General features: G+C 48.8%; 23 protein-coding genes. 12 read left to right on the top strand and 11 right to left on the bottom strand.

Going from position 1 to position 25,754, the window contains the following annotated elements; translation table 11 throughout:
- The first annotated feature begins 475 nt into the window (after positions 1 to 475).
- The 6 genes from ACYVEA_RS23435 (at position 476) to ACYVEA_RS23410 (ending at position 5,805) form a co-directional block, all read left to right on the top strand.
- Complete coding sequence (locus ACYVEA_RS23435; RefSeq protein WP_461115863.1) at positions 476 to 1,294, top strand: phytanoyl-CoA dioxygenase family protein; 819 nt, start codon at positions 476 to 478, stop codon at positions 1,292 to 1,294.
- 40 nt (positions 1,295 to 1,334) lie between these two features.
- The gene (locus ACYVEA_RS23430; protein WP_461115862.1) at positions 1,335 to 2,555 is read left to right on the top strand and encodes a sterol desaturase family protein; all 1,221 of its coding nucleotides are present in this window, start codon (positions 1,335 to 1,337) and stop codon (positions 2,553 to 2,555) included.
- Between the two features lie 48 nt (positions 2,556 to 2,603).
- Entirely contained in the window at positions 2,604 to 3,218 is a 615-nt protein-coding gene (locus ACYVEA_RS23425) for a redoxin domain-containing protein (RefSeq protein ID WP_461115861.1), read from the top strand.
- A gap of 43 nt (positions 3,219 to 3,261) precedes the next feature.
- Positions 3,262 to 4,236, top strand: coding sequence for a DUF1684 domain-containing protein (locus ACYVEA_RS23420; RefSeq protein WP_461115860.1), 975 nt, complete (start codon positions 3,262 to 3,264; stop codon positions 4,234 to 4,236).
- A gap of 82 nt (positions 4,237 to 4,318) precedes the next feature.
- Entirely contained in the window at positions 4,319 to 4,528 is a 210-nt protein-coding gene (locus tag ACYVEA_RS23415) for a hypothetical protein (protein ID WP_461115859.1), read from the top strand.
- A 92-nt stretch (positions 4,529 to 4,620) separates the two neighbouring features.
- On the top strand, positions 4,621 to 5,805 hold the full coding sequence (locus ACYVEA_RS23410; RefSeq protein WP_461115858.1) for a methionine aminotransferase: 1,185 nt from the start codon (positions 4,621 to 4,623) through the stop codon (positions 5,803 to 5,805).
- Between the two features lie 223 nt (positions 5,806 to 6,028).
- Here ACYVEA_RS23410 and bla read toward each other — a convergent pair whose 3' ends face one another.
- From bla to ACYVEA_RS23395, 3 genes are read right to left on the bottom strand one after another with little or no spacing between them, the layout of a single operon-like run.
- The gene (gene bla, locus ACYVEA_RS23405; protein ID WP_461115857.1) at positions 6,029 to 7,084 is read right to left on the bottom strand and encodes a class A beta-lactamase; all 1,056 of its coding nucleotides are present in this window, start codon (positions 7,082 to 7,084) and stop codon (positions 6,029 to 6,031) included.
- Between the two features lie 13 nt (positions 7,085 to 7,097).
- Positions 7,098 to 8,282 carry a cystathionine gamma-synthase family protein gene (locus tag ACYVEA_RS23400; protein ID WP_461115856.1) on the bottom strand — a complete coding sequence of 395 codons (1,185 nt, stop codon included), beginning with the start codon at positions 8,280 to 8,282 and terminating at the stop codon, positions 7,098 to 7,100.
- 41 nt (positions 8,283 to 8,323) lie between these two features.
- On the bottom strand, positions 8,324 to 9,604 hold the full coding sequence (locus ACYVEA_RS23395) for an amidohydrolase (protein WP_461115855.1): 1,281 nt from the start codon (positions 9,602 to 9,604) through the stop codon (positions 8,324 to 8,326).
- 418 nt (positions 9,605 to 10,022) lie between these two features.
- Here ACYVEA_RS23395 and ACYVEA_RS23390 point away from each other — a divergent pair, with 418 nt between their 5' ends.
- The 4 genes from ACYVEA_RS23390 (at position 10,023) to ACYVEA_RS23375 (ending at position 16,259) form a co-directional block, all read left to right on the top strand.
- The gene (locus ACYVEA_RS23390) at positions 10,023 to 13,241 is read left to right on the top strand and encodes a SusC/RagA family TonB-linked outer membrane protein (RefSeq protein WP_461115854.1); all 3,219 of its coding nucleotides are present in this window, start codon (positions 10,023 to 10,025) and stop codon (positions 13,239 to 13,241) included.
- A 145-nt stretch (positions 13,242 to 13,386) separates the two neighbouring features.
- Positions 13,387 to 14,883: a SusD/RagB family nutrient-binding outer membrane lipoprotein gene (locus ACYVEA_RS23385; RefSeq protein WP_461115853.1), complete on the top strand. Its 1,497-nt coding sequence runs from the start codon at positions 13,387 to 13,389 to the stop codon at positions 14,881 to 14,883.
- A gap of 200 nt (positions 14,884 to 15,083) precedes the next feature.
- Positions 15,084 to 15,482, top strand: coding sequence for a hypothetical protein (locus ACYVEA_RS23380; RefSeq protein WP_461115852.1), 399 nt, complete (start codon positions 15,084 to 15,086; stop codon positions 15,480 to 15,482).
- 213 nt (positions 15,483 to 15,695) lie between these two features.
- Positions 15,696 to 16,259 (top strand): Uma2 family endonuclease, encoded by a 564-nt coding sequence (locus ACYVEA_RS23375; protein ID WP_461115851.1) that lies wholly within the window; start codon positions 15,696 to 15,698, stop codon positions 16,257 to 16,259.
- An 11-nt stretch (positions 16,260 to 16,270) separates the two neighbouring features.
- Here ACYVEA_RS23375 and ACYVEA_RS23370 read toward each other — a convergent pair whose 3' ends face one another.
- The 6 genes from ACYVEA_RS23370 to ACYVEA_RS23345 form a co-directional block, all read right to left on the bottom strand.
- Complete coding sequence (locus ACYVEA_RS23370) at positions 16,271 to 17,128, bottom strand: DUF3037 domain-containing protein (protein ID WP_461115850.1); 858 nt, start codon at positions 17,126 to 17,128, stop codon at positions 16,271 to 16,273.
- A 22-nt stretch (positions 17,129 to 17,150) separates the two neighbouring features.
- On the bottom strand, positions 17,151 to 18,083 hold the full coding sequence (locus ACYVEA_RS23365) for an HNH endonuclease (RefSeq protein WP_461115849.1): 933 nt from the start codon (positions 18,081 to 18,083) through the stop codon (positions 17,151 to 17,153).
- Between the two features lie 367 nt (positions 18,084 to 18,450).
- Positions 18,451 to 18,960, bottom strand: coding sequence for a GNAT family N-acetyltransferase (locus tag ACYVEA_RS23360; RefSeq protein ID WP_461115848.1), 510 nt, complete (start codon positions 18,958 to 18,960; stop codon positions 18,451 to 18,453).
- Between the two features lie 146 nt (positions 18,961 to 19,106).
- Positions 19,107 to 20,117: an N-acetyl-gamma-glutamyl-phosphate reductase gene (argC, locus tag ACYVEA_RS23355; protein WP_461115847.1), complete on the bottom strand. Its 1,011-nt coding sequence runs from the start codon at positions 20,115 to 20,117 to the stop codon at positions 19,107 to 19,109.
- Positions 20,114 to 21,373, bottom strand: a complete 1,260-nt coding sequence (locus ACYVEA_RS23350; protein WP_461115846.1) for a glycosyltransferase family 4 protein — start codon at positions 21,371 to 21,373, stop codon at positions 20,114 to 20,116. Before ACYVEA_RS23350 ends, argC begins: the two co-directional genes overlap by 4 nt.
- A complete protein-coding gene (locus ACYVEA_RS23345) occupies positions 21,357 to 22,553 on the bottom strand; it encodes an argininosuccinate synthase (protein WP_461115845.1) in 1,197 nt (398 codons plus the stop codon). The genes ACYVEA_RS23350 and ACYVEA_RS23345 overlap by 17 nt, the downstream gene beginning before the upstream one ends.
- A 103-nt stretch (positions 22,554 to 22,656) precedes the next feature.
- Here ACYVEA_RS23345 and ACYVEA_RS23340 point away from each other — a divergent pair, with 103 nt between their 5' ends.
- Positions 22,657 to 23,115, top strand: coding sequence for a DUF6934 family protein (locus ACYVEA_RS23340; protein WP_461115844.1), 459 nt, complete (start codon positions 22,657 to 22,659; stop codon positions 23,113 to 23,115).
- 180 nt (positions 23,116 to 23,295) lie between these two features.
- Here ACYVEA_RS23340 and ACYVEA_RS23335 read toward each other — a convergent pair whose 3' ends face one another.
- On the bottom strand, positions 23,296 to 24,174 hold the full coding sequence (locus ACYVEA_RS23335; RefSeq protein WP_461115843.1) for a diacylglycerol/lipid kinase family protein: 879 nt from the start codon (positions 24,172 to 24,174) through the stop codon (positions 23,296 to 23,298).
- Between the two features lie 235 nt (positions 24,175 to 24,409).
- Positions 24,410 to 25,147: a 3-oxoacyl-ACP reductase FabG gene (gene fabG / locus ACYVEA_RS23330; protein WP_461115842.1), complete on the bottom strand. Its 738-nt coding sequence runs from the start codon at positions 25,145 to 25,147 to the stop codon at positions 24,410 to 24,412.
- Between the two features lie 149 nt (positions 25,148 to 25,296).
- Here fabG and ACYVEA_RS23325 point away from each other — a divergent pair, with 149 nt between their 5' ends.
- Positions 25,297 to 25,749: a YybH family protein gene (locus tag ACYVEA_RS23325; RefSeq protein ID WP_461115841.1), complete on the top strand. Its 453-nt coding sequence runs from the start codon at positions 25,297 to 25,299 to the stop codon at positions 25,747 to 25,749.
- Positions 25,750 to 25,754: the final 5 nt, after the last annotated feature.

The raw sequence follows: 25,754 nt of genomic DNA, 5'->3' as shown, positions 1-25,754 counted from the left end.
CTTCTATTAATTATTTCTTAGTAAAAAATTAATAAAGTGCCTTACTAAGTATATCTACTATTATTTTGAGGTTCAGGCGAAAAAATTTGGAAATGTAAAAAGCACTATCCACCTTTGCCTATCAATCTAACAGAGTAAGCAGAATCAACTTAACTTAACAGGTAGGAAACCTGATCAACAAGCGCTCGTTTTTACGTATTAAAACACTCCAAGGTAGACTCCGTCATGGCCTTTATGAGGTAAATATGTATTTGTTAACGATTTCGTTTGTTCATTCAGGCACTACTTTTTTGTTCACCCTGTCACCTATTTTTTAGTTTTCAGGCCTTCTAGGGCTCTCATCACGGTTTATCCGGAAATAGCCCATCAGAAATTTTAGCAGCAAACCTAGGTTTGCCTTTTATAATCAATATTACTATACTTAATCTGTATAGTAAGTATTTTAAAATAAATCAACTGTGTAATTTATACGCCGATGGTATTACTAGAAGATGCAGCCCCTGTTCAGTCTACCAGCTTGTTAACCGCTGAGCAAACCGCCTTTTTTGATAAAAATGGCTTCCTTCATATCAAGAATTTTGTTGGTCGCGACGTAGTACAGCTTTTTCTGCATGAGCTACAGCGTGTAGAGGCAAACTGGATTGACGAGAAAGTAGATAAAATCAACGGGACACCCATTAAATACGGACGCGACGAACATGGGCAACCAATCGTCCAGCGGTTTGCGTTTGCTTCCTTATTCAGTCCGGTATTACATGAATTTTTGCAGGATCACCGGCTCAAATCACTTACTCAATTGCTGCAGCCTTATGAGGGACGTATCGGCGAGGAAGAAAAAGATGGGCTGGTTGTCAATCACTACGTGCGTACGCCTGAGAGCAACTTCTCGCGGATGGGCTGGCATACCGACAGCCCACGTGATTTATTTCTGGGGCATCGAATCCGGCCAATGCTCAATGTAGGGCTGCACCTGGACGATTGCCCGATGAGTAATGGCGGACTGCGTGTTTTGCCTGGTACGCATAAGCAAAACACCTTGCTAACGCTGTTCCGTAAACGTCAGTTTATCGACCACCGCCCGGATCCTCGTGAAGTGGGGTTCGACATCGAAGCAGGTGACCTGACCATTCACAATGGAAGTCTCTGGCATCGGGTAGAACAGTCGCCCAATCTGGGTGCCGAAAGCCGTCGGCGGGTCATGTACATTCCGCTGATCACAGGGGATTATCAGCCCAAAAGTGCAGCCAGCAAAACGCCGTTTTACCATCGGTTTGCGGCTAGAATCCAGAATTAAGTACGATAGGTAGCAACTGATTCACTGACAACCTTTTCACATGCATTTCAATTGGCTTGCTTTTGCGGTTCCGCTGTTTCTGCTCTTTATGGGGCTGGAATACCTTGTGGCAAAGTGGCAGAAAAAAAATTACTTCCATTTCAATAACTCGGTCGCAAATCTCAATGTCGGTGTAGCAGAACGGTTACTGGATAGTTTTACAGTCGGCGGGTTTTATTTCGTGTACGAGTACCTGCACCGACACTATGCGCTGTTCGACATCCGGGCGAATATGTGGGGGTGGGTTGGATTGCTCATTGCCACCGATTTTGTCTGGTACTGGTACCACCGGTTGGCCCACGAAATCAATGTGTTCTGGGCGATTCATGTTGTGCATCATCAGAGCGACGATTTTAATTATACCGTTTCAGCACGTATCACGGTTTTTCAGGCGATGGTACGTACCGGTTTCTGGTCCATTTTGCCCATCATTGGCTTTCCGGCTGAGATGATTACGACAATACTCCTGATTCATGGATTGTATCCATTTTTTCTCCATACCCGCACGATTGGTAAACTGGGCTGGCTCGAATATATTCTGGTGACACCATCGCACCACCGGGTTCACCACGCCAGCAATCCGCAGTATCTCGACAAGAATTACGGTGATATGTTCATTATCTGGGATAAGCTGTTCGGTACGTTTGCCGAAGAACAGGAAGAACCCGTTTATGGGTTGACCAAGCCACTTAACAGCCATAGTTTCTTGTGGCAGCATTTTCATGGGTTGCTCGAAGTGCTGGTGGCTACCCGACTAGCAACGGGCTGGTCGGCAAAATTAGCTGTTCTCTTTGGCCGTCCTGATTTAGTTGATCCAACAATTCGTAACAAGCTCGAAGCCAGGTTTTTGTCGGGTAACGTTGGTGAACGGACGGCTGCACACAACAAGAGCCGACGATTTCGAGGCTACGTTATTGGGCAACTGGCTGGTACGTTGTTGATTCTATTCTCGTTTTTACTACTCGATCAGTATGTGCCAGGCTATCTTCAGTTTTTAACCGCTTTATTTATCCTGCTCACGGCCATCAATTGTGGCGCGTTGCTGGAACAACGGCAGTGGGTACTTTACCTCGAAATGGGTCGGGTGGGGGTGCTCTGGCTGGCTCTATATGCAATACTAGGTGAGCCGATGCTTATTGTATTAGGATACATTGGTGCGCTATCACTCTGGGCTTATTTCTCCTTGATCCAGAAACGCTATTTTCGATTGATCTATGGATGATTGATTGTTTGGTGATCAATGTAATAAAACTTATAAACACATGCGCTCATGACACTTGAATTTGAAAACGAATTAGGCGATATTAGAACCGTTAGCACACAGGAACGACTCCGTACTATTCGGATGCAGCCGCTGGTAACGGGCGATCTGGCGCCATTTTTCAGTCTTGCCGGAGCCCCCAGCAATTGGCGAGCGTCGGTTTTTGGTCATAAAAATCAGGAGCATACTACGTCGGTTCTGGATTTAGTCAGTGCCCGCCCCTTAGTCGTTAGTTTCTATTGCCCATGCTGGGGACGCTACGCTCGCCCTTATCTGGATTCGCTGGTTCGTTTGTATAAGGACTTGCTCATCGCTGATGCTGAGTTGGTTGTGTTTTCGAATGAGTCGCCCAAAGTATTGGTGCGGCAGGTGAATGGACTGGATTTTCGTGTGGCTTACGATGCTGAATCGGCTGTAGCGCAGCGGTTTGGCGTCTATAGCGAAGATGATCCTGTTTGGGAACGCGTGTCGGGCATTTCGGACGAAGCCTTTACGCCCGCTTTATACGTCATCGGTCCGGATCGCCGGGTTGCTTACCATTTCCTGGACGAAAACTTCGATCAGCCCATTGATCAGGAAGCTATTTTTAACGTCGTTCGAGAGTTAAATGATGCGCATTATTAATTGCCTGCTATACAACCTGAAACACGTTTAACTTTACTTTCTCATGAAACGAATCAATAAACCGGCTGAACCTCTGAATCTCTATTCTGGCTTATTCTTTGGTGTATGGTTGCTGGCCATGGTCGCATCCGTCGGCTTTCGGCAAGCTGCCGAATCGCACGCTGCGGGGGTGGGGCCTGCCGATGACGGACCGGCTTACAAAGCCCAAATTGACGAATGGCACCAGAAGCGTGTAAATTCCCTCAAAAGTGAAAACGGCTGGCTGAATCTGGCGGGATTGTTCTGGCTGAAAGAAGGCAAAAACTCGCTTGGCCGAGGGTCCGATTTCGACGTGCCGTTTCCGGAAGCCAATGGCCCGGCAGAGCTTGGTCAACTCGTTCTGGAAAAAGGTGACGTTCACTTTGTACCAAAAGCGGGCGCAAACGTTCTGGCTGATGGAAAGCCTATAACAGAATCCGTCGTTGTTTTTTCGCCCACTAGTAAACCCGCTGTGCTGGAAAATGGCTCGTTACGATGGGTGATTATCAAACGGGGTGATAAATACGGCATTCGGTTGCGCGATCTGGAAAGCCCGTTTCTGAAAGAGTTTACCACCGTTGAGCGCTACCCTGTAGACGAAAGTTGGAAAGTAAAAGCTAAACTGGAAAAGCCAGCTACGCCCAGAACCATTCCAATTCTGAACGTACTGGGCCAGGTTACGTCAACGCCCTTAGCCGGTACGCTCGTATTTGAAAAAGACGGGAAAACCTACCGGCTGGATGCCGTCGGTGAGGAAGGGAAACTGTTCATTTTATTCAGCGATCCGACCAATGCCCATGATACGTATGGCGCTGGCCGATTTCTCTATGCGGATAGACCCAGTACAGACTCTCCTGATGGTTTGGTAATACTTGATTTTAATCAGGCCATCAATCCGCCCTGCGCGTTTACGCCTTATGCGACCTGTCCGCTTCCGCCCAAACAAAACATGCTGGCGCTGAACGTAACGGCGGGTGAGAAACGCTACGGTGACCATTAATGCCGTGGAGTAGGGTATATGCGTAGCGAACGAGTCAGGAGGGGGAGCATTATATTTTCAAGGGTTGCCGTATCAGGATCAGTTGAATCTTGTCTGGCAGCAGGGTAAACTGCTCGAAGCCCGGCGGATTCCCGGTTTTTGGTTGCATCTGTATTCGGTAAATGCCTTCTTTGTGGAAATGTGGGTGTGCCAGCGTCGATATGAGGTTACGTTGGTCCGGGTGCTGGATACGGTAAACGAGCTAGAACCGTACATTGACAAAATCTCGCTTGGCGAACTGTTCCCAAATTGATGATGTAGATTCACCGGGTTAAAGCCCGGCGCAAGAACAATCGCCTGATCAATTGCACCGGGTTTTAACCCGGTGAATCAAGAAAATATACAATGCATACTACTATACCTTCGACAACAAGACGGCTTATATCGAAACTGCCGAATGTTGGCACGACGATTTTTACCGTCATGTCGAAGCTCGCGACCGAAACCGGGGCTATAAATCTGTCGCAGGGATTTCCGGGTTTCGATTGTTCGTCCGAGCTGGTGACGCTGGTTGAATACTATCTCAGAAAGGGATTCAATCAATACGCTCCCATGGCGGGCGTGCCTGCGTTGCGGGAAGCACTGGCGCAGAAAACCGCTGATCTCTATAACGTTAGTTACGATCCGGATACCGAAATCACCGTTACGTCTGGCGCAACCGAAGCGATTTTTGCTGCGGTTACGGCGGTAATACGGCCTGACCGGAGCGCCGGACCGGACGAAGTAATTGTGTTTGAACCAGCCTACGACAGCTACGTTCCAGCCATCGACCTGAATGGTGGCATTCCCGTTTACGTAACGTTAACTCCACCTGACTACGCGATTGACTGGGACGTAGTACGGGAGAAAATTACCGACAAAACGCGGCTGATTCTAGTCAACACGCCCCATAATCCAACAGGCCATGTCTGGACAAGCGACGATCTCAACCAATTAGCGAGCATAGTGCGTGACCGGGATATCTGGATCGTGAGCGACGAAGTCTATGAGCATATTCTATTCGATGGAAGGCAACACAACTCACTCATGACGCATCCTGAGTTGCGGGAACGGACGTTCATTATTGGGTCGTTTGGTAAAACCTTTCACATTACCGGCTGGAAAATTGGCTATTGCCTGGCTCCGGCCGATCTGACAACTGAGTTTAGAAAGATCCACCAGTACCTGACATTCAGCACCGTTACACCGATTCAGTACGCGCTGGCTGATTACCTGAAAGAGCCTGAGCATTACCTGAGCCTGCCCGCATTCTATGAACGCAAGCGCGATTTGTTTCTGGACGGTTTGCGCGGTTCCCGCTTTACGTTCAAACCGGCGGAGGGCAGCTTTTTTCAAACCGTTTCCTATGCCGCCATCACCGACGAACCCGACTACGATCTGGCGATACGGTTGACCAAAGAAATTGGCGTAGCCTCCATTCCGGTTTCGGTGTTTTACAATCAGAAGAACGATTACAACATACTTCGGTTCTGTTTTGCAAAAAACGACGCTATTTTGCAGGAAGCCGCCGAGCGCTTGAGCCGGTTGTGAAAACCCGATTTGTCCTGTTAGGGATGGTCCGCCAGCGGCTTAACAACGCAGCGTCGCTAGAAGAAATAGAGTTGCCCTTTTCATATATGTGCCGTCAGGTACACAACCGTTGTGTACCTGACGGCACACTTGACAACTCGTTTGCAGGTTTGTTCTACCGATGCTACGCTGTTATGACCCTACGGGGCAATTTGCCATTAAATACGCTTTTTTGTATCGTTCATCAACGTGTCGATGTCTTTACTACTGGCGTCTGGAATAAGAAATAATCATAAATCAGGCGGCTAACGTGGGCAATTGTTTGTTCCCGAATCTCAAGTGGTTGGGGTGATGGTCCAACAAAAACGGCAATAGCGATATGGCCTGCGTCGCCCGGTAACGTAATGATACCTACGTCGTCGGTGGCGTTGCCGTCCAGCGAGCCCGTTTTATGCGCGATAACGGTTTCGGGAGGAAGGTAGCCTTTCAGTCGGTTGAGTCCACCCCGACACCGCTGCATGACGGCCAGCAACGTATCCCGACTCGCCGGTTTAAGGGCCGTTCCCCGATAAATCTGAGTTAACAGATTCACCATCGCTTCGGGTGTTGACGTATCACGAAGATCATATTTGAAATTAGCTTCGGCCGCTTTCAGGGATTCCGGTGTAACGCTTTTCTCCAGATTTTGATAGAAGCCTAACGTCCACTGGCTGGGCGGAGGTAATGTAATACCCTCTAAATCAGCCAATAATTGAATGATGGTTCGGTCAACGGACATGCCCTGTATACCCAATGTTTTCAAGCGATTCTGGACTGCTTCGGTGCCCCCCGCCAGCCGAATCAGAATATCCGTAGCGGAGTTATCGCTGATCACCATCATCAGCTCCAGCAAATTCTCCACCGACAACTGAACGCCTGGTTTGGCAAATAAAACGTCGAGTGTGCCGCTTCCCGGGTGCAGGTCAGACGGTTTCAGTTCCGTCATGGTTCTGAGCGATAGTTCACCCTTTTCAATCCTGGTGAACAACTGTACCGCAATCGCTACCTTAATGGTACTCGCCATGGCAAACCGCTCCTGCAGGTTCAGACTCACCTGTTTACCGCTTTCGAGGTGAACCGCGCAAACGCCTACTTTTCCTTTTGCCAGGGTAACGATACGTTCCAGTTCCTGCTGTAATCGTTGCGATGCTACGTCCGGAACAGCTGCACCTTGCGCCCGGGTGGGCCGTGTAGGACTAACCGAAAGTACGAGACTAATAACAAGTATACAAACGGTTTTGAAACATGTAGTCGATTTCATAGTCAATAGAGGGTCAAGATAAAGAGTCCAGTGCCTGGCCTAAATCAGCCATTAAATCTTCTACGTTTTCGATACCCACCGAGTACCGGATCAGACTTTCGGGGATGCCCAGATGTGCGCGCTGTTCTTCCGTAAGTTCAACGTGGCTGGTCGTTCTGGGTGGTCCGGCCAGCGTACTGACCGAGCCGAGGCTTGCCGCCAGGTGCACGAGTTTCAGTTTTGGCAAAAACTTCTTTACATCGTCGTAGGTGCCATTTAGGGAAAAGCTCATCATCCCGCCGAATCCTGTCATCTGTGCTTTGGCAATATCATGGCCAGGATGTGTTTCGAGACCTGGGTAAAATACGTCACGGACTTTGGGGTGCGCCTTCAAAAAACGGGCAATTTTTAACGCCGATGCGTTCTGGCGTTCGATGCGCAATTCCAGCGTTTTCATCCCTCGGGCGATCATATACGCCGGATCGGCCTGGAGGCTGGCCCCGTTGATCTCCCGGAACTGGAACACCTTTTCGACAAGTTCTTTTTTACCTGCCAAAAGGCCACCCATCGCATCCGAATGGCCATTCAGAAATTTCGTCGCACTATGAATTACCAGATCAGCGCCCAGTTTCAGCGGATTTTGGTTGATGGGCGTAGCGAACGTATTATCGACCGCCACAATCGCGCCAACCTTTTTGGCGGCTGCCGCCAACCGCTTGATATCGACAATCTTAAGCGTTGGATTGGTCGGTGTTTCGAGGTAGACAACGTCGCAGCCTTTCGCAATTTCAGCTTCGAGTTGTTCGTGGTCCGTAGTGTCGCAAAGCGTTACGTTGACACTGTATTTCGGCAGAAAATCCAGAAAAAGTCGGCTGGCCCCACCGTATGTATCCTTAAGTGAAACAACCCGTTTGCCGGGTGTCAGGAACGAAAACAACGTATTGCTGATGGCGCCCATACCCGTAGCGAACGATGTAGCGGCTTCGGCCGATTCCAGAATGCGAATCTTTTCTTCCAGTACGGCAACTGTCGGATTGGTGTTCCGGCTATAAATGTAGCCTTCGGCTTTGCCGGTTGCCACGGCGTGCCACTCATCGAGATCATCGTAGGCGAAAGCAACACTGTTAACGATTGGTGAGGTAACTGCTCCTTTGAGAAACCGTTCGGTTTCACCACCCCAAACGGTGGCTGTACCAATTTTCTGTTCAGATAAATCCATTGAATTCAGGTGTTGTGTTTATACGATTTGCCGTACACTTCTTACGGCTTGCTATTCATATAATTAACCGTGAGGTGACAAAGCGCTTTAACCCCAAGTGGGAAACTGCTTTCATCGATCCGAAAATCGGGCGTATGATGCGACAGATTCTCGCCCGGTTTTGTATCTGTCGGTTTGGCACCCAACCGGAAAAAGAAGCCGGGTACTTTTTGGGCGTAATAGGAAAAATCTTCTGATCCGGTTGCCGCGGGAACAAGTAATACGTTCTCCCGGCCCGCCAGCGCCTGGAGCGTCGGTACCATCTGCTTCGTCAGGTTTATATTATTGAAAACCAGCGCATCTTCCATACTGATCGATACGTCGACCGTAGCCCCGGCGCTTTTGGCAATGCTGGTCGCAATTTCCCGGATGCGTCGATGAATGGTGTTGCGCATGGTGGTATCCAGCGTGCGGATTGTGCCAATCATGGTAGCTTCTTCGGGAATGATATTCTCCCGATTGCCCACATTAAACGCGCCGACGGTCACTACCGCTGCGTTGTCGGTGAGCGGCAGGTTTCGGCTCACGATCGTTTGCAACCCCATGATAATCTGCGCGCCCGTAACAATCGGATCAACGCTGGACCAGGGCGAAGCACCATGACTTTGCTTGCCATGAATGGTAATCTGGTAAATGTCATTTTCGGCATAAAATCCACCGGGCCGGTACGTGAACAGGCCAATGTCATTGCCTGACGCAATGTGCTGACCGAAAATAACGTCCACTTTTGGATTGTCGAGTACACCTTCTTTCACCATCAGCCTAGCGCCACCTTCCTCGCCCGTGGGTGGGCCTTCTTCTGAGGGCTGAAAAATAAACTTTACCGTCCCGTGTAGCTCACTTTTTACGGAGGCCAGCACCTCGGCCGCACCCATCAGCATCGCTACGTGCGCATCGTGTCCGCAGGCATGCATCACGCCTGTGGCTTTGCCTTTATAGTCGGTCGTAGCGGTCGACTTGAAAGACAAATTCGCCCGTTCGGTAATGGGCAACGCATCCATATCCGCCCGCAGTGCGACGACGGGGCCTGGTTTGCCGCCTTTCAACAGACCAACGACACCTGTTTTGCCCACGCCGGTTTTGACTTCGATGCCTAAGGATTGTAAATGAGCGGCAATTTTTTCTGCCGTATGAAACTCCCGGTTGCCGAGTTCGGGATTCTGGTGAATGTCGCGTCGCCAGGCAACTACTTTGGGCGTTAGACCGTCAGCAACTTTATCGATTTGGGTTAATAAAACAGCGCTAGTCTCATGGCCTTTTGGCGGTGCTACGTGCTGAGACAAGCAGGCTGATGTGAATAAATAGGTTGATGCAAAAAAAACAAGTATCAGTCTGTAAATGAATTCCATAGAGTAACAAATGAAGGTAGATATGGACATTTAGCCAGTAGATAGCTATCCACATCAGTCACATTTGGGATTAGATAAAATGAAGGTTATCTACACCAATGTGACTATTTTTTTTGAATGATAGCCAAAAATACGGTCAACTAATTGTTTTGGCAATTATTATTTGGTTAAATGGTCAAACGTGAGAATGCATTCAATTGGTAATCATATTTTTTTAGCAGTTATTTGCGCGCTTGTTTAGTCATTTTTTTTGTAATTTTGACCGTTTTGATATTAACATATTGTTAAATTATCGTTAAAAAATATGCGGAAATTTCTTCATTCTTTTTTCACTAAAAGGCTATCGCTCACGATGATAGCCTTTTTAATTTCTGGAGTTCTATGGGCTCAGAACGTTATTCAGGGAACCGTCCTGGATGCTAAGAAACAGCCTTTAGTGGGCATGAACGTACTTGTAAAGGGGACCACCCGCGGAACCGTTACGGATGTTACGGGTAAATTTTCGGTAAGTGCCGATAATAATTCTATCCTGATTTTTTCGGGCGTGGGTTTTGTCAGGCAGGAAATTCCGGTGGGTAACCAGACAGACATTATCGTAACGCTTGCCGAAGACAATGCTGTGTTGAGTGAAGTTGTCGTCACGGCACTAGGCATCAAGCGCGATAAGCGGTCGCTGGGCTACTCGATTCAGGAGATAAACGGGCAGGATATTTCAACTGCCAAAGAAGCCAATGTAGCCACTTCGCTGGCCGGGAAAATGGCGGGCGTTCAGGTAACTCGCTCGGCCAACGGCGCAGGCGGCTCGTCACGGGTGATTATTCGGGGCGCCAACTCGCTCGTTGGAAACAGTCAGCCGCTCTATGTTATTGACGGCATTCCGATGGATAACCAGAATCCACGCGCACCCGGCAGCTCGGGCGGCATCGATTACGGGGATGGAATTTCCAACATCAATCCAGAAGACATCGAAACCATGTCGGTGCTGAAAGGCCCGAACGCAGCAGCCCTATACGGTCAGCGGGGAAGTAACGGGGTGGTCCTGATTACAACCAAATCCGGGAAAAACAAGAAAGGTATCGGGGTTAAATATGGCATCGATTACACGATAGGAAATGCGTTGGTCCTGCCTGATTTCCAGGACGAATACGCGCAGGGATTGGATGGCACGTTTACGAATTTTCGCGGAAACGACGGTAAAATTTATACGTGGGCCGCAGCGCAGGCGGCTGGTATTCAGGGCTTGCCTAAGATGAGTGGTGGCCGTGATCGCTTCACGCGTGCCAGTTGGGGGGCTCACATGGACGGTCAGCAATACGAAGATCAGTGGGGAAACGTACTGAATCTGACACCACAGCCAAATACGTTCCAGAAGTTTTTTAATACGGAAAAAACAGCGGTCAATAACCTGAGTCTGGAAGGCGGCAATGATGCGGTGAGTTACCGACTGGCCTACTCCAACACGAACATCAATGGTTATGTCCCCAGCAATACGTTAAACCGGAATAACATCAGCTTGCGGACGGTCGCTAAAGTAACCTCGAAATTAGAGGCCGACGTGAAGGTCAACTACATCGCGCAGGCGGGTGTAAACCGGCCGACGGTTTCTGATGCCGCCGATAATCCCGCCTATATTTTTATCAGTCAGCCACGAAGTATGCCGATGGACATTTTAGCGAACTCGGCCTGGACAGCATCGGACATTGCTAAACAACTCGGCTATGGCACAACCGCTTTTGTCGGGCTTGAAAAAACCTATGCCACCAACTCCTCAACGGCAAATCCGTACTGGACAAGGGACCGTACCCGCAACTCCGACGATCGTCGTCGTATCATTGGTTTAGTTAAACTGAGCTATCAATTCAACGACTGGATTCGCCTGACGGCCCGGACCGGAACGGATTTTTATACCGACGAGCGGTTCCGCTATCGCGATAAAGGCACTTACGTAACGACTAACAAAAACGGCGACATCACCGAAGAGGTGACACGTACGCGGGAAGACAATAGCGACGTATTGCTATCACTGACGCCCAAAATTTCGGAGAATATCTCCTTCGGCTTGAATCTTGGTGCCAATCACCAGCGGTATTACTCCCGCACAACGGGGAACACAGGGAACGAATTTATCGCGCCGAATCTGTTCATTATCAATAATACGCTGACAAATTCCTATGTATTCGGCCTGACGGAATCGTCGATCAATTCGGTCTATGCGTCGGGGTCGGTCGGGTATAAAGACATGGCATTCATCGACTTTTCCGCCCGCAATGACTGGTCGTCGACGCTGTCGCCCAGAAACAATTCGTTCTTTTATCCGGCCATCAGTGGGAGTCTGGTGTTGACAGATGCCTTCCGCTTGCAGAGTCCCGCGTTGAGTTTCCTGAAAGTGAGAGCGTCGTGGGCGCAGGCGGGTAGTTCGGGTAGTCCGTATCAGCTCAATGGGAATTACTCGCTGGATCAGTACACGCAGGGCGGTATTCCACTGGCGTCTTTTGCCTCGACCATTCCCGATCCAAATCTGAAAAACGAGTTGACAACATCGACCGAATTTGGCCTGGAGGCACGCCTGTTCAAAAATCGGGTGGGCGTTACGTTTGCTTATTACAGCGCTGGTACCAAAAATCAGATTCTGAATGTTCCCCTGCCACCGTCGAGTACGTTTACGTCGCGGCTGATCAACGCGGGCGAAATTCGGAACCACGGTATCGAGCTGTCCGTCAATGCTACACCCGTCAAAACGACTTCAGGGTTCTCCTGGGATGCTACGATAAATTACTCGCACAATCGCAACGAAGTGGTGTCACTAGCCGAAGGTGTCTCGACCTACATTCTGGGCAGTGACCGGGGTGTACAAGTCATTGCAACGCCGGGAAAACCGTTCGGAACCATTCTTGGCAACGGATTTCAGTGGCTTCGCGATGGCTCTGGCAACCGAATCATTGATCCCGCAACGGGCCTTCCGGTGAAAACGAATGCCAAAATTCTGTATGAAATGGGGAACGCGCTACCGAAATGGATTGGTGGTTTTAACAACGCATTCCGCTACAAAGGCATTACGTTGTCGGGCCTGATTGACGTGAGTCAGGGGGGCAAAGTCTATTCGCAGAGCCTGCGCGAAGAACTTATTTATGGAACGATCAAAAAGACCGTTCCGGGTCGTGATGGAAGCTACGTAGCAGAAGGCGTCGTCGGTTCGAAAGCGGCTGATGGCACCTGGGCCGGCACCGGACAGGCCAACACCAAAACCGTTCGGGCGCAGGATTACTGGAACGTAGTGGCGCCTGATAAAGACAACGTAGTGTCGGAAGAAATGCTCAATGACGCCAGCTACGTTATGCTGCGGGAAATGACACTCAACTACAGCATTCCGAGCAAATGGGTGAGCAAAACGCCATTCCGCAACATTCGGGCGGGCGTTTACGGGCGGAACCTGTTCTATTTACAGCGCAAAACGGATGGATTTGCGCCGGAAGCGTCGTCGTTCAACGTCAACAATTCCTCGTTGGGACTGGAATCGACAGCTTTGCCGCTGCTCCGGTATTTTGGCTTTAGCCTCAACTGCGAACTGTAGATTATTTTTAAACTCGGAACAGAATGTCTGATAATCAGCTGGAAAATACCCCCAACCCCCTGAAGGGGGCTTCCCTAACGCTCAACCAAAGCCCCCTTCAGGGGGTTGGGGGTAGTTCCAGCTTTACTCCAAACTTGATTCGTCAATGAAAAAAATACTAACACCCATCTACATCGCCGTGGTCTTATTGATGGCCCAGGCCTGTACGGATGATTTTGAAAAAATAAACACGCCACCGACCTCCGTTACGGTTATTGATCCGGGCCTGGTGCTGTCGAAAGTGCAGCGGGACGCGGCTTTTTCGGAAGGGTTTGAATACCCAAACAATCAATTCGGTTCCTGGGTGCAGCAGTGGGCGGGCGGTGTGCTGATTTCGAGTTCACGCTACGTGCAGCAGGCTGATACTGACCTCTGGGCGAGCCACTACGTCTATCTGCGGAACATCAGCCAGATCAGAAACCAGTTGTTGAAAGGGCTGGAAAACGATCCGAAAGGACGTACCAAACTGGCCATTGCCCGGATTGTAGAGATTTCGATCTGGCAACGCCTGACCGATTTGTTTGGCGACGTACCCTATTCGCAAAGTGCGCTGGGTGTCGAAAATGTGAACAATCAGCCAGTGTTCGATACGCAGGAGTCAATCTACAAATCGCTGATTTCTACCCTGGATGCTGCCATTGCGCAGTTGAATGCAACCGACGAAAACTACGGTACCGCCGATTTCTATTACAAAGGAGACGTAGCGAAATGGAAGAAATACGGCAATTCACTGAAGCTTCGGTTGGGGATGCGGGTTCGCTACGCCGATGCGGCTCTAGCGCAGAAAACGGTTACCGAAGCCATGGGCCAACCGCTCATGGAATCGAACGCTGACAATGCGGCCGTTCCAACCTATAACGACGCAACCAACGCCAACGTCCACCCGGTACTGAATCACTGGCTGGCCGGCAGTCCCGATTTGAAGTATCTGGCTGATACGTTTGTCAATCAACTGGTTGCAACGAACGATCCGCGGTTGCCAAGCCTGGTGCAGCCAACGGTTAACTCGGTGAAAGCCGGAAAACCTGCCTACAAAGGCATTGGTGTGGCCTTGACAGATGCGTTGCTCAAAACCATCATCAAAGACGATTACTCAACGGCTTCGCAGACGACGTTTTTCAATAAAGCGTACAACCCCCCAATTCCTTGTCAGCACTTCACCTTTGCTGACGTGAGTTTCTACAAAGCGGAAGCTGCGCTGGAAGGCTGGGGCGCCACCGCCGATCAGGCTGAAAAATTCTACCAGGATGGCGTGAAAGCCGCTATGGCCATGGCGCCCTACAACGTAACGATAATCCCCACTACATATACTGAACTGTCGTTTACGGGCTTGACGAAAGAACAGAAACTCGAAAAAATCGGTACGCAGAAATGGATTCAGTTGTTTGGTCGATCCTACGAAGCCTTTATCGAATGGCGGAGAATGGGTTACCCCAAACTCACACCGGGCCCAAATCCCGGCTCGACTAACGGACAAATTCCCCGACGGTCGGTCTATTCTACCCAGGAGACACTGCTCAACAAAACCAACTACGATGCCGCCGTCGCTCGTTTTTCGAACGGAGACTCGTATTTGAGCAAAGTGTGGTGGGATAAGCGATAGAAGTGTAACCCTTTGCGTTGCTCCACAAGAGGTCGTTTCAGCAGTGAAGCGACCTCTTTTTATGCCCAGTTGCCATTCATCCAGCAAAATAACCGTTCCGGTAGTTTGTAATACATAGTACCATCTTTCGCATATATCTTTGTTTAACAAATCGGGAATAACCCGGCTAGATTTTAAACTGAAACAAAAACATACATAGCATGAAAACACTCATCAAATCACTCGCTTTAGCCCTTACCTTGGGTTTTGTTACATCGGTTTCTACGTTTGCCAATACGAACCCTGGTGGTCGTCAGACGGTAGTATCCTCTTTTAAATCAGCTATTTACACGACTGTTGGTGGTAAATTGAGTATTGCGCTCGACAAGGAAGTTGGCGGAGTCGTTGACGTTCAACTGAAAACTAAAGATGGTCGAGTGGTGTATAGCCAGCATCTGGGCAAGAAGGAGAGCAAGTACCGTACGCTGTTGAACGTGAGTGAATTGCCCGATGGCGATTACCAGGTAGAAATCACAAATGGGGTTGAAAGGACGCTGCACACCGTGACGATCGCCACGCAACAGCCCGTAATGCCTAGCCGTTTGGTTGCCGTAAATTAACCGGTAGCATTTGATTCATATAAAACTCCCCATCTGTGAAAACGGGTGGGGAGTTTTCGTTTTTGGGTGGTGTACTATTTGTTGAAGGAGTAGCAAATGAGTTACAACAGGATTTAGAGCTTGTCTTATTGAAGGCCGAACCGATATAGGGTTACTATTATATATTCCGTAAATTTGATTAATTATCGTTAACCAAGTTAGCGTACATCCATTATGATCGCAACGCCAGCTACACCTACCTTTCCTGCCCACCTGCAAACTGTTGATGAGTTTGAGGAATGGGAACGTCAGTACCCTCATGAAGGCAGCTATGAGTTTGTACGGGGACGTATCATCCCGAAACCCACCATGAAGCAGGACGAGTTTTACATTGCTGATTTTATATTGCGTCAATTTATACGAACGGAAGTTTTTCAGTCAGGTCACACATTAATGCCAGAAGGTGATTCGTATGTGGATAGCAATCGAAAGCGTGTTCCCGACCTTATTTATGTTACAGCCGATCAACATCAGGCTATTCGTCGGGGAGAGCGAATAAATACGTTTTTCGCTATTGAACTGCTATCTAATTCGGAGTCCTACGACGACGTACTGGACAAATTGCAGGATTACTTCGATGGAGGTGCCCGATTGGTCTGGTACATTGCTCCTAAGCGTCAGAAGATTTTTGCCTATACCTCTCCCGACGACTCAAAAACCTACAAAGGGCAGGACATTATTTCAGCAGCACCGGTTGTGCCGGAGTTGCAGTTTGTGGTAGCGGATATGTTTGTGTAAATATTGTGCGCTTAACATAGTGCTTCCGCAGTCTTCTCGGAATAGCTGTCTAATTGTTCCTCTTCAACGATTTTAACAAACGGCTGATCGGCTAAAAGCTTGATTGCCTGATCGTAAGGCTTATACAACTGATGATTTTTAGGGCGAGCCACCAGCACATCAAAACGAGCGTTATGCTGCTCTGCATAAGGACGTAGCACGGTGAACTGCCCTACGTTAAGGGTTGCCTTATCAGTAATCGATTGCTCTAATTTCAAATCGAAACTGACTGGCTTTACCAAATTATGACTTCCGTTCTGCCAGGCAAATGCAAACTGATAAGCGAAGTTAGTGCCCTCGGGTTTGATCGTAAATGGTCGCTCAAATGCTTCACGGGACAATACCCCACTCAAGCGTCGCTGAAGGCGTTTCTGATATTCCTTTAGTAAATAACTCTCATCATGGCGAGCTGTATGCTGTTCATCCTCATCATAAAACGACAGATACAGTTTATAAAATTGTTCGCCGATTGCCGACAAATCTTCCGTGTATAGAACAGATGTTTTTACCTCGCTAAACTGTAAGGCACTGCTATCACGAATAAAAATTTCGTTGTCGATCAGTTGACGTGGGTGCGCTTCGTAATTGGCGAAGATTTCCGGCTGCTTCGTTAATTGATTGGTTCTGGCGACAATACCCTTGAAATAAGAACGTATTACCTTTTCAGCAAACTTAGGATACAACTTTCTGATACGTCCTAATCGCTCGGGGTGGAGGAACATAGCTGTGCGTTGCTCAGGAAACAGTAGCAACACGCCAACGTTCAGTACTTCACCCAAGGACTGGGCGTACCGATATTGCAGGAGGCTATAGTAGAAGACTGATTTCACGCGATTAAAAGTTTATCGAATATTACGGACGAAAAATCGTGCCGTTATGGTATTCTAAATAAAGAGCTGAAGGCTTATTTATAGATAATTCAGGAAGTATTAATAAGTTCTTGCCATGATATCGATAATACTCTCGTCCGTTGTCAAATTCCTCACGAATTCGTTTGCTAACCTCAATTTTTAAGTCGGGAGTAACCGTAATATAACCACTATCAAATAGCTTGTGCATATCAGAGCGAAGTAGTAGGCCGTTCGCTGTCTGGTTAGGGCCAGCTTCTGCAAAAGGTTTTATATGGGCTGCTTCTAGTACCGGTAATGTTTTCTCGCCTGTAATAGCGCACTGTTTATTGTAAGCATCTATTACTGAGAGTCGGAAAGCACCTTGCCCAATGCGTACTTTATGTAATACTGGATTTCCGTATTGTGGTGCTTCTTCTGTTACAGCAAATGAATCTTTAGTATTGGGAACAGAAGCCAAATAGTAATTAAGAACTGTTTCAATCTGCTGCCACACTTTCAGGCCGATTTCATCACTTGTATTATACATTTTTCCTTGTACAATACTATTGCTCCAATTTGTAGGCGTAGGAATCCAATCCTCCCGCTTGAAAAATACTGGACTTGTTAGGGCAATACAGCCAATTGTAGGATTTCGGTCTAAGTTGCCGCGGTACTGCTGAATAACTGCCCGAAACTGTTCTAAAGTATCAAAACCATTCCTTGACTGAAATGTGTCCCAAGCTGATGACAGTGGAATTTGACTTTGTGCCGCAAAGAAACCGATGCCTCCAATAGCATTATATGGACTTTTTAATTTAAATAGGAAGGTCCCGCCAGGTTTAAGAACTCGAAAGGCGTTCCGGCCCCCAGGTTGCCAAAAGTTTACATCTTCGGGCGATTTCTTACTTAAATAACTATACCAACGCCAGTCAGTTACGCCTAGATAATATTCCATACTTCCAAGGTAAATAATCTAAGTCATTTTAATTGCCACTCATGGTGCCTAACCTTTGAAAAGGCGTTTTTTAGATATTTATCAACACGCAATCAACGACCCCAAAGAGCCCCGGCCGAATCCTTTCTTAGAAGCTTGTTAGTAGATATAGCCTATTGCTAGTAAAGGTCTCCCTAATACGTTCGGGCTATGGGGGAGAAGCCGACATTTAATTAGCCCCTGCGTGGATAGGGAAGGTATTAACCTTTATAAATCTTGCCGAAGCCTTAAGGTATGCTTGCTGGGAATGGGACTCACACTTGTGAATGACAGTACGCTACACACCTCCCTCATACAAACGCTACGTTGTCATACCCGGATGAAGCTCTCAATTAGCCAGCGTTACGCCAAATAATAAGCTTTCTTCGCCATCAGACCTGAACATGATCTTTTTCTCGAAATGCATGCCCAGCTTTTCGAGCAATCGGATGGAATGGTGATTGGCAGCGGTGGTGATGCCCGTGATACGTGTGAGTCCTAACGCAGTTGTGGCGTAAGTCATGACGGCCGAGGCCGATTCGTAGCCATACCCTTTTCCAGCATGTTCGGGCAGGAGGGCAAACCCAATGTCAATGTCGTCCAGAGTATCCCGCTTAAACAGTCCGCAAAGGCCAATGGGAATGTTGCCCGCTTTTAGTTTGACCAGATAAGGTCCGAAACCGAACTGCTCGTACGCTTTCAAGGCTCCATTCAGAATGTACTGGCGGGCCTCGGCAAGTGTCCTTACGTTCCGGTCACCAATAAATTCAATCCACGAAGGCGTGTTCAGCAGGGCAAGCATAAAAGCCGCATCGTCAACAGTAAACTTTTCAAGAAGCAAACGGTCGGTTTCGATCATCACGTAAATTTAACCACAGAGCGGTACGCCGTTGCGGCTCAGAGAATGAGGAGTTTAAAATGCTATAACTGATTGACTTTGAGTCGCTTTGATCTATGTGCCGCAACAGCGTACCGCTCTGTAGTTGAACAAATTTATCTAACGTTCTAAAACGCTACTGATTTCAGGCGTAAACCGGCATCTTCGGGCAAACCAAACACCAGATTCATGTTCTGAACCGCATGCCCCGACGCGCCTTTGGTCAGGTTGTCAATCACGCTCGTGATGAGCAATTGACCGTCGTGTACTTCAAGATGCAGCAGGCATTTGTTTGTATTGACCACCTGCTTTACGTCCACCGGTGCCTCACTGATGTGTGTGAACGGATGCGCTGCGTAGTAGGCCCGGTATAATTCGTTGGCTTCTTCCTGCGTCCCCGAAAAAGGTGTATACACGTTCGCCATGATGCCGCGGGTGAAATCGCCCCGATACGGCACAAAGTTGATCGCGTACTTAAAATCCGGATCGAGCTGGGTCAGGCTTTGGCGAATTTCGGCTAAGTGCTGGTGTGTGAAGGCTTTGTAAATCGATACGTTGTTGTTGCGCCAGGTGAAGCCCGTGGTGGGCACCAATGCCTGACCTGCACCCGTGCTGCCGGTAATAGCGCTTACCTGCACATCATTCGTTAGCTTTCCCGCTTTGGCCAGGGGCAATAGCGCCAGTTGAATGCTGGTGGCAAAACAGCCAGGATTGGCAATGCGTGTGGCTTCCTGAATACGTTCGCGCTGGAGTTCGGGCAAACCATACACAAAATCATCATGTTCATCGCGGAAATCGGCGCTCAGATCAATCACCGTAATATCGTCGGGAATCTCGTGTTCGGCCATGAACGTAAGGGATGCCCCATGACCCGAGCAGAGGAAAAGCACATCGATACCGGTGCTTTCGCCCGCGTCTCCAGCTTCTTTCACCGACAGCGCCGGGGTAAGGTTGATGTCACCCGAAAACGTTAGATCAGTATCGCCCAGCAAATCGGTATGCGTCGTCCAGACAGGTTTGCCCGCATGGCTTTTGCTATGCACAAACGCTACGTTCGCAAAGGGGTGATTTATAAGAATGCGTAGCAATTCGCCACCTGTGTAGCCCGCTCCGCCAATGATGCCAACATTCAGTTTCATTCGGAAAGTATTCGTTTATATAATGCAACGTGTTCGGCCGTGAATTTGTCCCACGAAAACAGGGATGCCCGCTTTACCGCCTTTTCTGATAAGGCCGTTCTTACCGATTGGGACGCAACAACGGTCAATATGGCCTGACAAAGTGCATCGGAATCCGTTGGTGGCACCCGGACGGCCGCGTCGCCAACCACCTCATTAATAGCAGGTATATCAGACGTAATAATCGGCAAGCCACACTGCATGGCTTCTAACGGTGGCAACCCGAATCCTTCGTAAAGCGATGGATAAACGAACGCCAGGGCGTCAGAGTAAAGGGGAGCAAGCTCTGCATCAGGCACAAACCCCGTAACCACCAGCCGGGACCGTAACGCTTCGTTTTGGGTTAATTCGGCCATAATCTTGTCGAATTTCCAGCCTTTGGTGCCAACTAACACGAGTTTAACGTCGGCCGGAATATCACCGCTCGTGGCCAGCCGAACGAAGGATCGAACCAGATGATCAATGTTTTTCCGTGGCTCAAACGTAGCTAGACTGAGTAGATACGGCGAATCACCCAGGCCATATTTCGCCCGAATGGACCGCTTGCGTTCGGTATCGGTTACGACAGTGAACAGAGTCGGTGAGGCCGCCAGTTGAATGGGCGTGACGCGAGCCGGGTCTATTTGGGTGTAGTTGCATAAATCCTGCTTCGTGGCGTTCGATACCGTAGTAATTTGTGTAGCAGGAGTCAGAGAATTAATGACCTGCTTAACGGTGTCATCGCCATTCGGAAACCATTCAGGGTGAAAAACCGAAATCAGGTCATGAATCGTCTGTACTGTATGAATCGTCGGATTTCGGCCGACCGCTCCGGGAATCGGATAAAATGGGGAATGGTAAATGCTGTCGGGCGTCCACTGGTTCATGTTGAATCGAACGGATTTCGACCCAAACGTCTTTTTTGCCTGGTAAAACCCGTACCGAATCGCCTTCGATGGTAAGCTCCCAACGGCTAATGGCGACAGGATGGAATTCTCAAAAGCCCCCCATGCCTGATCTGCCGGCCGATTGACGAACGACGGTCGCGACGGGCCAAACATGACACGGGCGTAGCGCATCGTTTCGGGCAGATGCGAGGATGCGGCCAGCGATAAATTTACACCATCTGCCTGCCACAACCCCGTCATTAACTGCTCAACGACCCGACCAACGCCCGTTTGCGCCTGCCGGTGGTAAAACCCAATGCCCAGAAGGCCAGCATCAAGAATTATGTTCACGAATTTTTTCGTAGATCATGACCTGATTCGATGCCACTTTCGAGAAACCCCGTACGTCGTCGCCGGTCCAGGCATTATTCATTTCACCGTAGCTACCAAAAGCCGACGACATCAGGTCGTGCTCCGACTCAATGCCGAGTACCTGAAACCGGTAAGGAGCCAGCAGTACGTGCACTTTTCCCGAGACATGCGACTGCGTGTCGGCCAGAAAGATTTCGATATTCCGCATGACGGGGTCCATGAATTGCCCTTCGTGCAGCATCGTACCATACCAGTTAGCCAATTGCTCTTTCCAGTACAGTTGCCATTTTCCCAGTACGTGTTTTTCGAGCGCATGGTGCGATTTGATCAAGATAAGCGGGGCCGGAGCCTCGAATCCAACGCGACCTTTTATACCGATGATCGTATCCCCAACGTGAATATCACGACCAATGCCAAATGGCCCGGCGAGTTCGGTAATTTTACGGATGGCGTCGACTGGATTCACAAACTTCTCATCGCCTACCGCCTTAATTTCGCCATGCTCAAACGTGAGCGTAAGCGTTTCCGGCTCTGATTTTGTGATTTGAGTTGGCCAGGCGGATTCGGGTAGAAACTGGTCGGAGGTCAGTGTTTCTTTTCCACCAACTGATGTTCCCCATAAGCCTTTATTGATGGAATAAGCAGCTTTGTGCCATTCCTGCTCTACGCCTTTCGCCTTAAGGTATTCGATTTCAGCCTCACGCGACAGCTTAAGATCGCGGATTGGCGTAATAACTTCGGCATCGGGGGCAATGATTCGGAACGCCATATCGAAACGTACCTGATCGTTACCCGCTCCCGTGCTACCGTGGGCGATAGCTGATGCACCAATTTCACGGGCATATTCGGCTGCGGCAATCGCCTGGAAAATGCGTTCGGCACTTACACTGAGTGGATACGTATTGTTTTTCAGTACGTTACCGAATACCAGAAATTTCAGGCATTGCTGATAATAATCGTCTGTTTTAGAAATTGTTACGTGCGATTTGACCCCTAACGAATAAGCCCGCTCCTCAATGGCTTTGAGTTCGGCGTCGGAGAAACCGCCCGTATCGACCAGCACCGAGTATACATCCATACCCCGGTCTTCAGATAAATATTTAACACAGAAGGAGGTATCGAGACCTCCACTAAAGGCAAGAACTACTTTTTGAGACATCAGACAGAAGACGCTGGACACGGTCCGCCGTTTCGGTAGGCCGCCCGCCATCAGGATAGTTTTGGAGGGGCAAATATCGGACTTATGACGTTAACTTGCGCGCATGAATTTCCCGCCGTATCCATTTGTTACACTTGATAGCTCCGAAGATGTAGTGATTTACAGTTTTGTCAGTGTAAGTCCAGAGAAAACTATTCAAAAGCTTATTTTCTTCACTCGCTCCGAATCAGGTATTTACAACATGGCTTTGGTGGATCTGCTGGAGTCGGGTGAATTGAGTGATATGTCTATCAGTAACAATCAAGATATGGAGATAGTGTTGGCAACTGTCATTCGAGTTTTATCGGATTTTCTTAATCGTAAATCAGATGCAATCGTTACGTTTCAGGGCAGCACACCAGAACGTACACGACTCTATCGCATAGTAATAAGCAAGTTTCTGCCTGAAATAATTTTTATTTTCGACGTGGGTGGACTAACGCTGTCTGGCGAATATGAGCCATTTAGGCCAAACCAAAATTACACAGGATTTGTAGTATCTTTGAAAGCACTCAATCAGTAATTCATATGCGAACGAAAGAGAGAAATGCAGCCATTATTGACGAGAGGCTCTATTCGAAAGAGTTTAGGGACACACTGATTGCAGATCCGGTTATGCAACGAAAAATGCAGGATGGCAAAGATTTGGCAAAGTCGATAAAGAAAGCTAAACCTAATCGAGCTTAGGAATAAAAACAGAGCCTCACAGCAACACCAGTAAACTCCCTGGCAGTATGCGAATCTCAGCCCGGCCCGTGGGCAATGTCAGCGGTTCGCCGTCGGCATGAATTAGTAAAGGGCCATTAGCCTCTACAACAGATTTTGTAATAGAACGGCCACGCCAGTAAGCGGATTGATTGAGCGTTTTATTGAACAGTCGCCACGTCAGCATACCGGCAGCCTGCGCCGGAAACGGCCGAATCTCACACAATTCCAGTTTACCATCAGCGATGTTTGCGGTGGGAGCCATCCAGGCATTATTCCCAAATTGTCCGGCGTTGGCAAACGTCATCGAGAATATCTCCTTTTCCTGCCCATCGACAATCAATCGTTCCGGCTTATACGCCCAAAACGACCGAAAGGCCGACCGGATGTAGGTTGGTAAGCCACGCACAGGCTCCTTCGCAAAGGCGTGTGCTACGTAGGCTTCAAAGCCGAATCCGGCGGTGCAGAAAAAAGGGTATTCATTAATTTCTCCACTGTCAATTACCACCGGCCGGCCTTTCAGCGCCCGCTCAATGGCTTTCAGTGGATTCAGCGGAATGCCCAAATGCCTCGCCAGTCCGTTTCCCGATCCAATCGGTACAATGCCCAGCGACGTAGCGGATTTTCGAAGCGCCTGCGCGGTTTCATTGATTGTGCCGTCGCCCCCAATGGTCAACACCCGATTGACGCCCCGCTTCACGGCTTCTGCAGCTAGTTCAGTAGCATGACCGGCATAGCTGGTCTGAATAACTTCGGGCGCAAAACCAAGTGCGTCGGCCTGGCGCATAAAGGCGTCCTGAAGCAGTTTTTTCTGCTCGGCCGACGTAGTGCCGGATAGCGGATTGATGATGGCGAGAACTGCCGAACGGGTTGCCACTTAAGAGAAGAAAATAAATAAGATCAGAATAAAAACAACGATAAAGACGTAGTACCAGCCATCGGAGAAAATATAGGGCTTATACTCGTTGTAGAATTTTCGAATCTTTTTCATGGATCGCTTACGGTAAATACGGGCGTAAAGATAGTTCACGGTATTCGGTTTTCTGTTTACGGTTGGCTGACGCGTAAGCACCTCTTGCGTCAGCCAACCGTAAACCAAAAACCAAAAACGATCACAACGCCTGCCCGCCATTGACGGCCAATACGTGTCCATTCACGAAAGAAGCTTCGTCGGAGGCCAGAAATAAATACGCATTGGCAATGTCTTCGGGTTTACCCATACGGCGCACCGGAATTGTAGCAACTGCCTGATTTTTAACTTCCTCGGGCATGGCATCGGTCATGGCCGTCTGAATAAATCCTGGGGCAACGGCGTTGGCAGTGATACCTTTTGGTCCGAGTTCCTTCGCCCATGAACGTACCATGCCAATAATTCCCGCTTTGGCCGCTGCATAATTGGTCTGTCCAAATGCGCCATGCACACCGTTGATGGAAGACGTGCAGATGATGCGTCCGTATTTCTGTTCCACCATGTAGGGCGCAATGATTTTGGTACAGTTAAAGACACCGGTCAAATTCACGTCAATAACTTGCTGCCATTCTTCAAACGACATTTTTAGCAGAGTTTTATCACGTGTAATTCCTGCGTTGTTAATGAGAATGTCGATTCGGCCATACCGGTCCTGCACATCGCGGGCCGCGGCTTCAATGCCGCGCACGTCGGTCGTACTGACGGACATAAATTCGCAACGAAAGCCCTGGTCACGTAACGCTTGGGCCGTACTTTCGCCTTCGCTGAGCAAATCCCAGATGATGACGGTAGCGTCTTCCCGACAAAATACTTCAGCGGCTGACCGCCCAATACCTCTGGCACCCCCTGTAATGATGGCGACTCTATTTTGTAATCTCATAGCCTGATAAGTAAGAATAGTCGATTTTAAACAGATGACGGAAACGAGTGGTTTAGTTTGTAGCCAATAACCAAGTAAAAATACTTACTGCGCCTACTACCTGGTTAAACTTGCGAATACGTACCTTAGGTCAACCATAACAGTCAATCATGAAACAAGTTTTCACTTTTTTGTTACTCTGTCTATTCGCTCAATCTGCCTGGAGTCAGAAATCTGTCAAACCCGAAGTGCTCGCTAAAGACCGCCGGGAAATCCTCCAAATTCTGAAACGCCAGACTGAAGACTGGAACAATGGGCGAGTTGATAAGTTCATGAGTGGCTACTGGCCGTCTGATTCGCTGACCTTTATCGGGAAAGTCGGCATTACGTATGGCTATCAGGCCACACTGGCTAACTACAAAAAGCGCTACCCTAATAGAGACTCGATGGGTACGCTCAAATTCGATATTCTGCAACTGGATTTTCCTGCGCCTAATCTTGCCTATGTCATTGGGCGCTTTCATTTAAAACGGCCTACCATTGGCGATGCAGAGGGGCATTTTACCCTACTCTGGCGCAAGATTAAAAACCGTTGGGTTATTATCAGCGACCATTCGAGCTAGTTGGC

It is taken from the genome of Spirosoma jeollabukense, from assembly GCF_054777855.1.
This window is presented reverse-complemented; position numbering and strand designations above follow the sequence as displayed.

Bases quoted from the DNA above. Each gene is read 5' to 3' on its own strand.
- ACYVEA_RS23435 (WP_461115863.1), top strand. From the start codon at position 476: ATGGTATTACTAGAAGATGCAGCCCCTGTTCAGTCTACCAGCTTGTTA.
- ACYVEA_RS23430 (WP_461115862.1), top strand. From the start codon at position 1,335: ATGCATTTCAATTGGCTTGCTTTTGCGGTTCCGCTGTTTCTGCTCTTT.
- ACYVEA_RS23425 (WP_461115861.1), top strand. From the start codon at position 2,604: ATGACACTTGAATTTGAAAACGAATTAGGCGATATTAGAACCGTTAGC.
- ACYVEA_RS23420 (WP_461115860.1), top strand. From the start codon at position 3,262: ATGAAACGAATCAATAAACCGGCTGAACCTCTGAATCTCTATTCTGGC.
- ACYVEA_RS23410 (WP_461115858.1), top strand. From the start codon at position 4,621: ATGCATACTACTATACCTTCGACAACAAGACGGCTTATATCGAAACTG.
- bla (WP_461115857.1), bottom strand. From the start codon at position 7,084: ATGAAATCGACTACATGTTTCAAAACCGTTTGTATACTTGTTATTAGT.
- ACYVEA_RS23400 (WP_461115856.1), bottom strand. From the start codon at position 8,282: ATGGATTTATCTGAACAGAAAATTGGTACAGCCACCGTTTGGGGTGGT.
- ACYVEA_RS23390 (WP_461115854.1), top strand. From the start codon at position 10,023: ATGATAGCCTTTTTAATTTCTGGAGTTCTATGGGCTCAGAACGTTATT.
- ACYVEA_RS23385 (WP_461115853.1), top strand. From the start codon at position 13,387: ATGAAAAAAATACTAACACCCATCTACATCGCCGTGGTCTTATTGATG.
- ACYVEA_RS23380 (WP_461115852.1), top strand. From the start codon at position 15,084: ATGAAAACACTCATCAAATCACTCGCTTTAGCCCTTACCTTGGGTTTT.
- ACYVEA_RS23375 (WP_461115851.1), top strand. From the start codon at position 15,696: ATGATCGCAACGCCAGCTACACCTACCTTTCCTGCCCACCTGCAAACT.
- ACYVEA_RS23365 (WP_461115849.1), bottom strand. From the start codon at position 18,083: ATGGAATATTATCTAGGCGTAACTGACTGGCGTTGGTATAGTTATTTA.
- ACYVEA_RS23360 (WP_461115848.1), bottom strand. From the start codon at position 18,960: ATGATCGAAACCGACCGTTTGCTTCTTGAAAAGTTTACTGTTGACGAT.
- argC (WP_461115847.1), bottom strand. From the start codon at position 20,117: ATGAAACTGAATGTTGGCATCATTGGCGGAGCGGGCTACACAGGTGGC.
- ACYVEA_RS23345 (WP_461115845.1), bottom strand. From the start codon at position 22,553: ATGTCTCAAAAAGTAGTTCTTGCCTTTAGTGGAGGTCTCGATACCTCC.
- ACYVEA_RS23340 (WP_461115844.1), top strand. From the start codon at position 22,657: ATGAATTTCCCGCCGTATCCATTTGTTACACTTGATAGCTCCGAAGAT.
- fabG (WP_461115842.1), bottom strand. From the start codon at position 25,147: ATGAGATTACAAAATAGAGTCGCCATCATTACAGGGGGTGCCAGAGGT.
- ACYVEA_RS23325 (WP_461115841.1), top strand. From the start codon at position 25,297: ATGAAACAAGTTTTCACTTTTTTGTTACTCTGTCTATTCGCTCAATCT.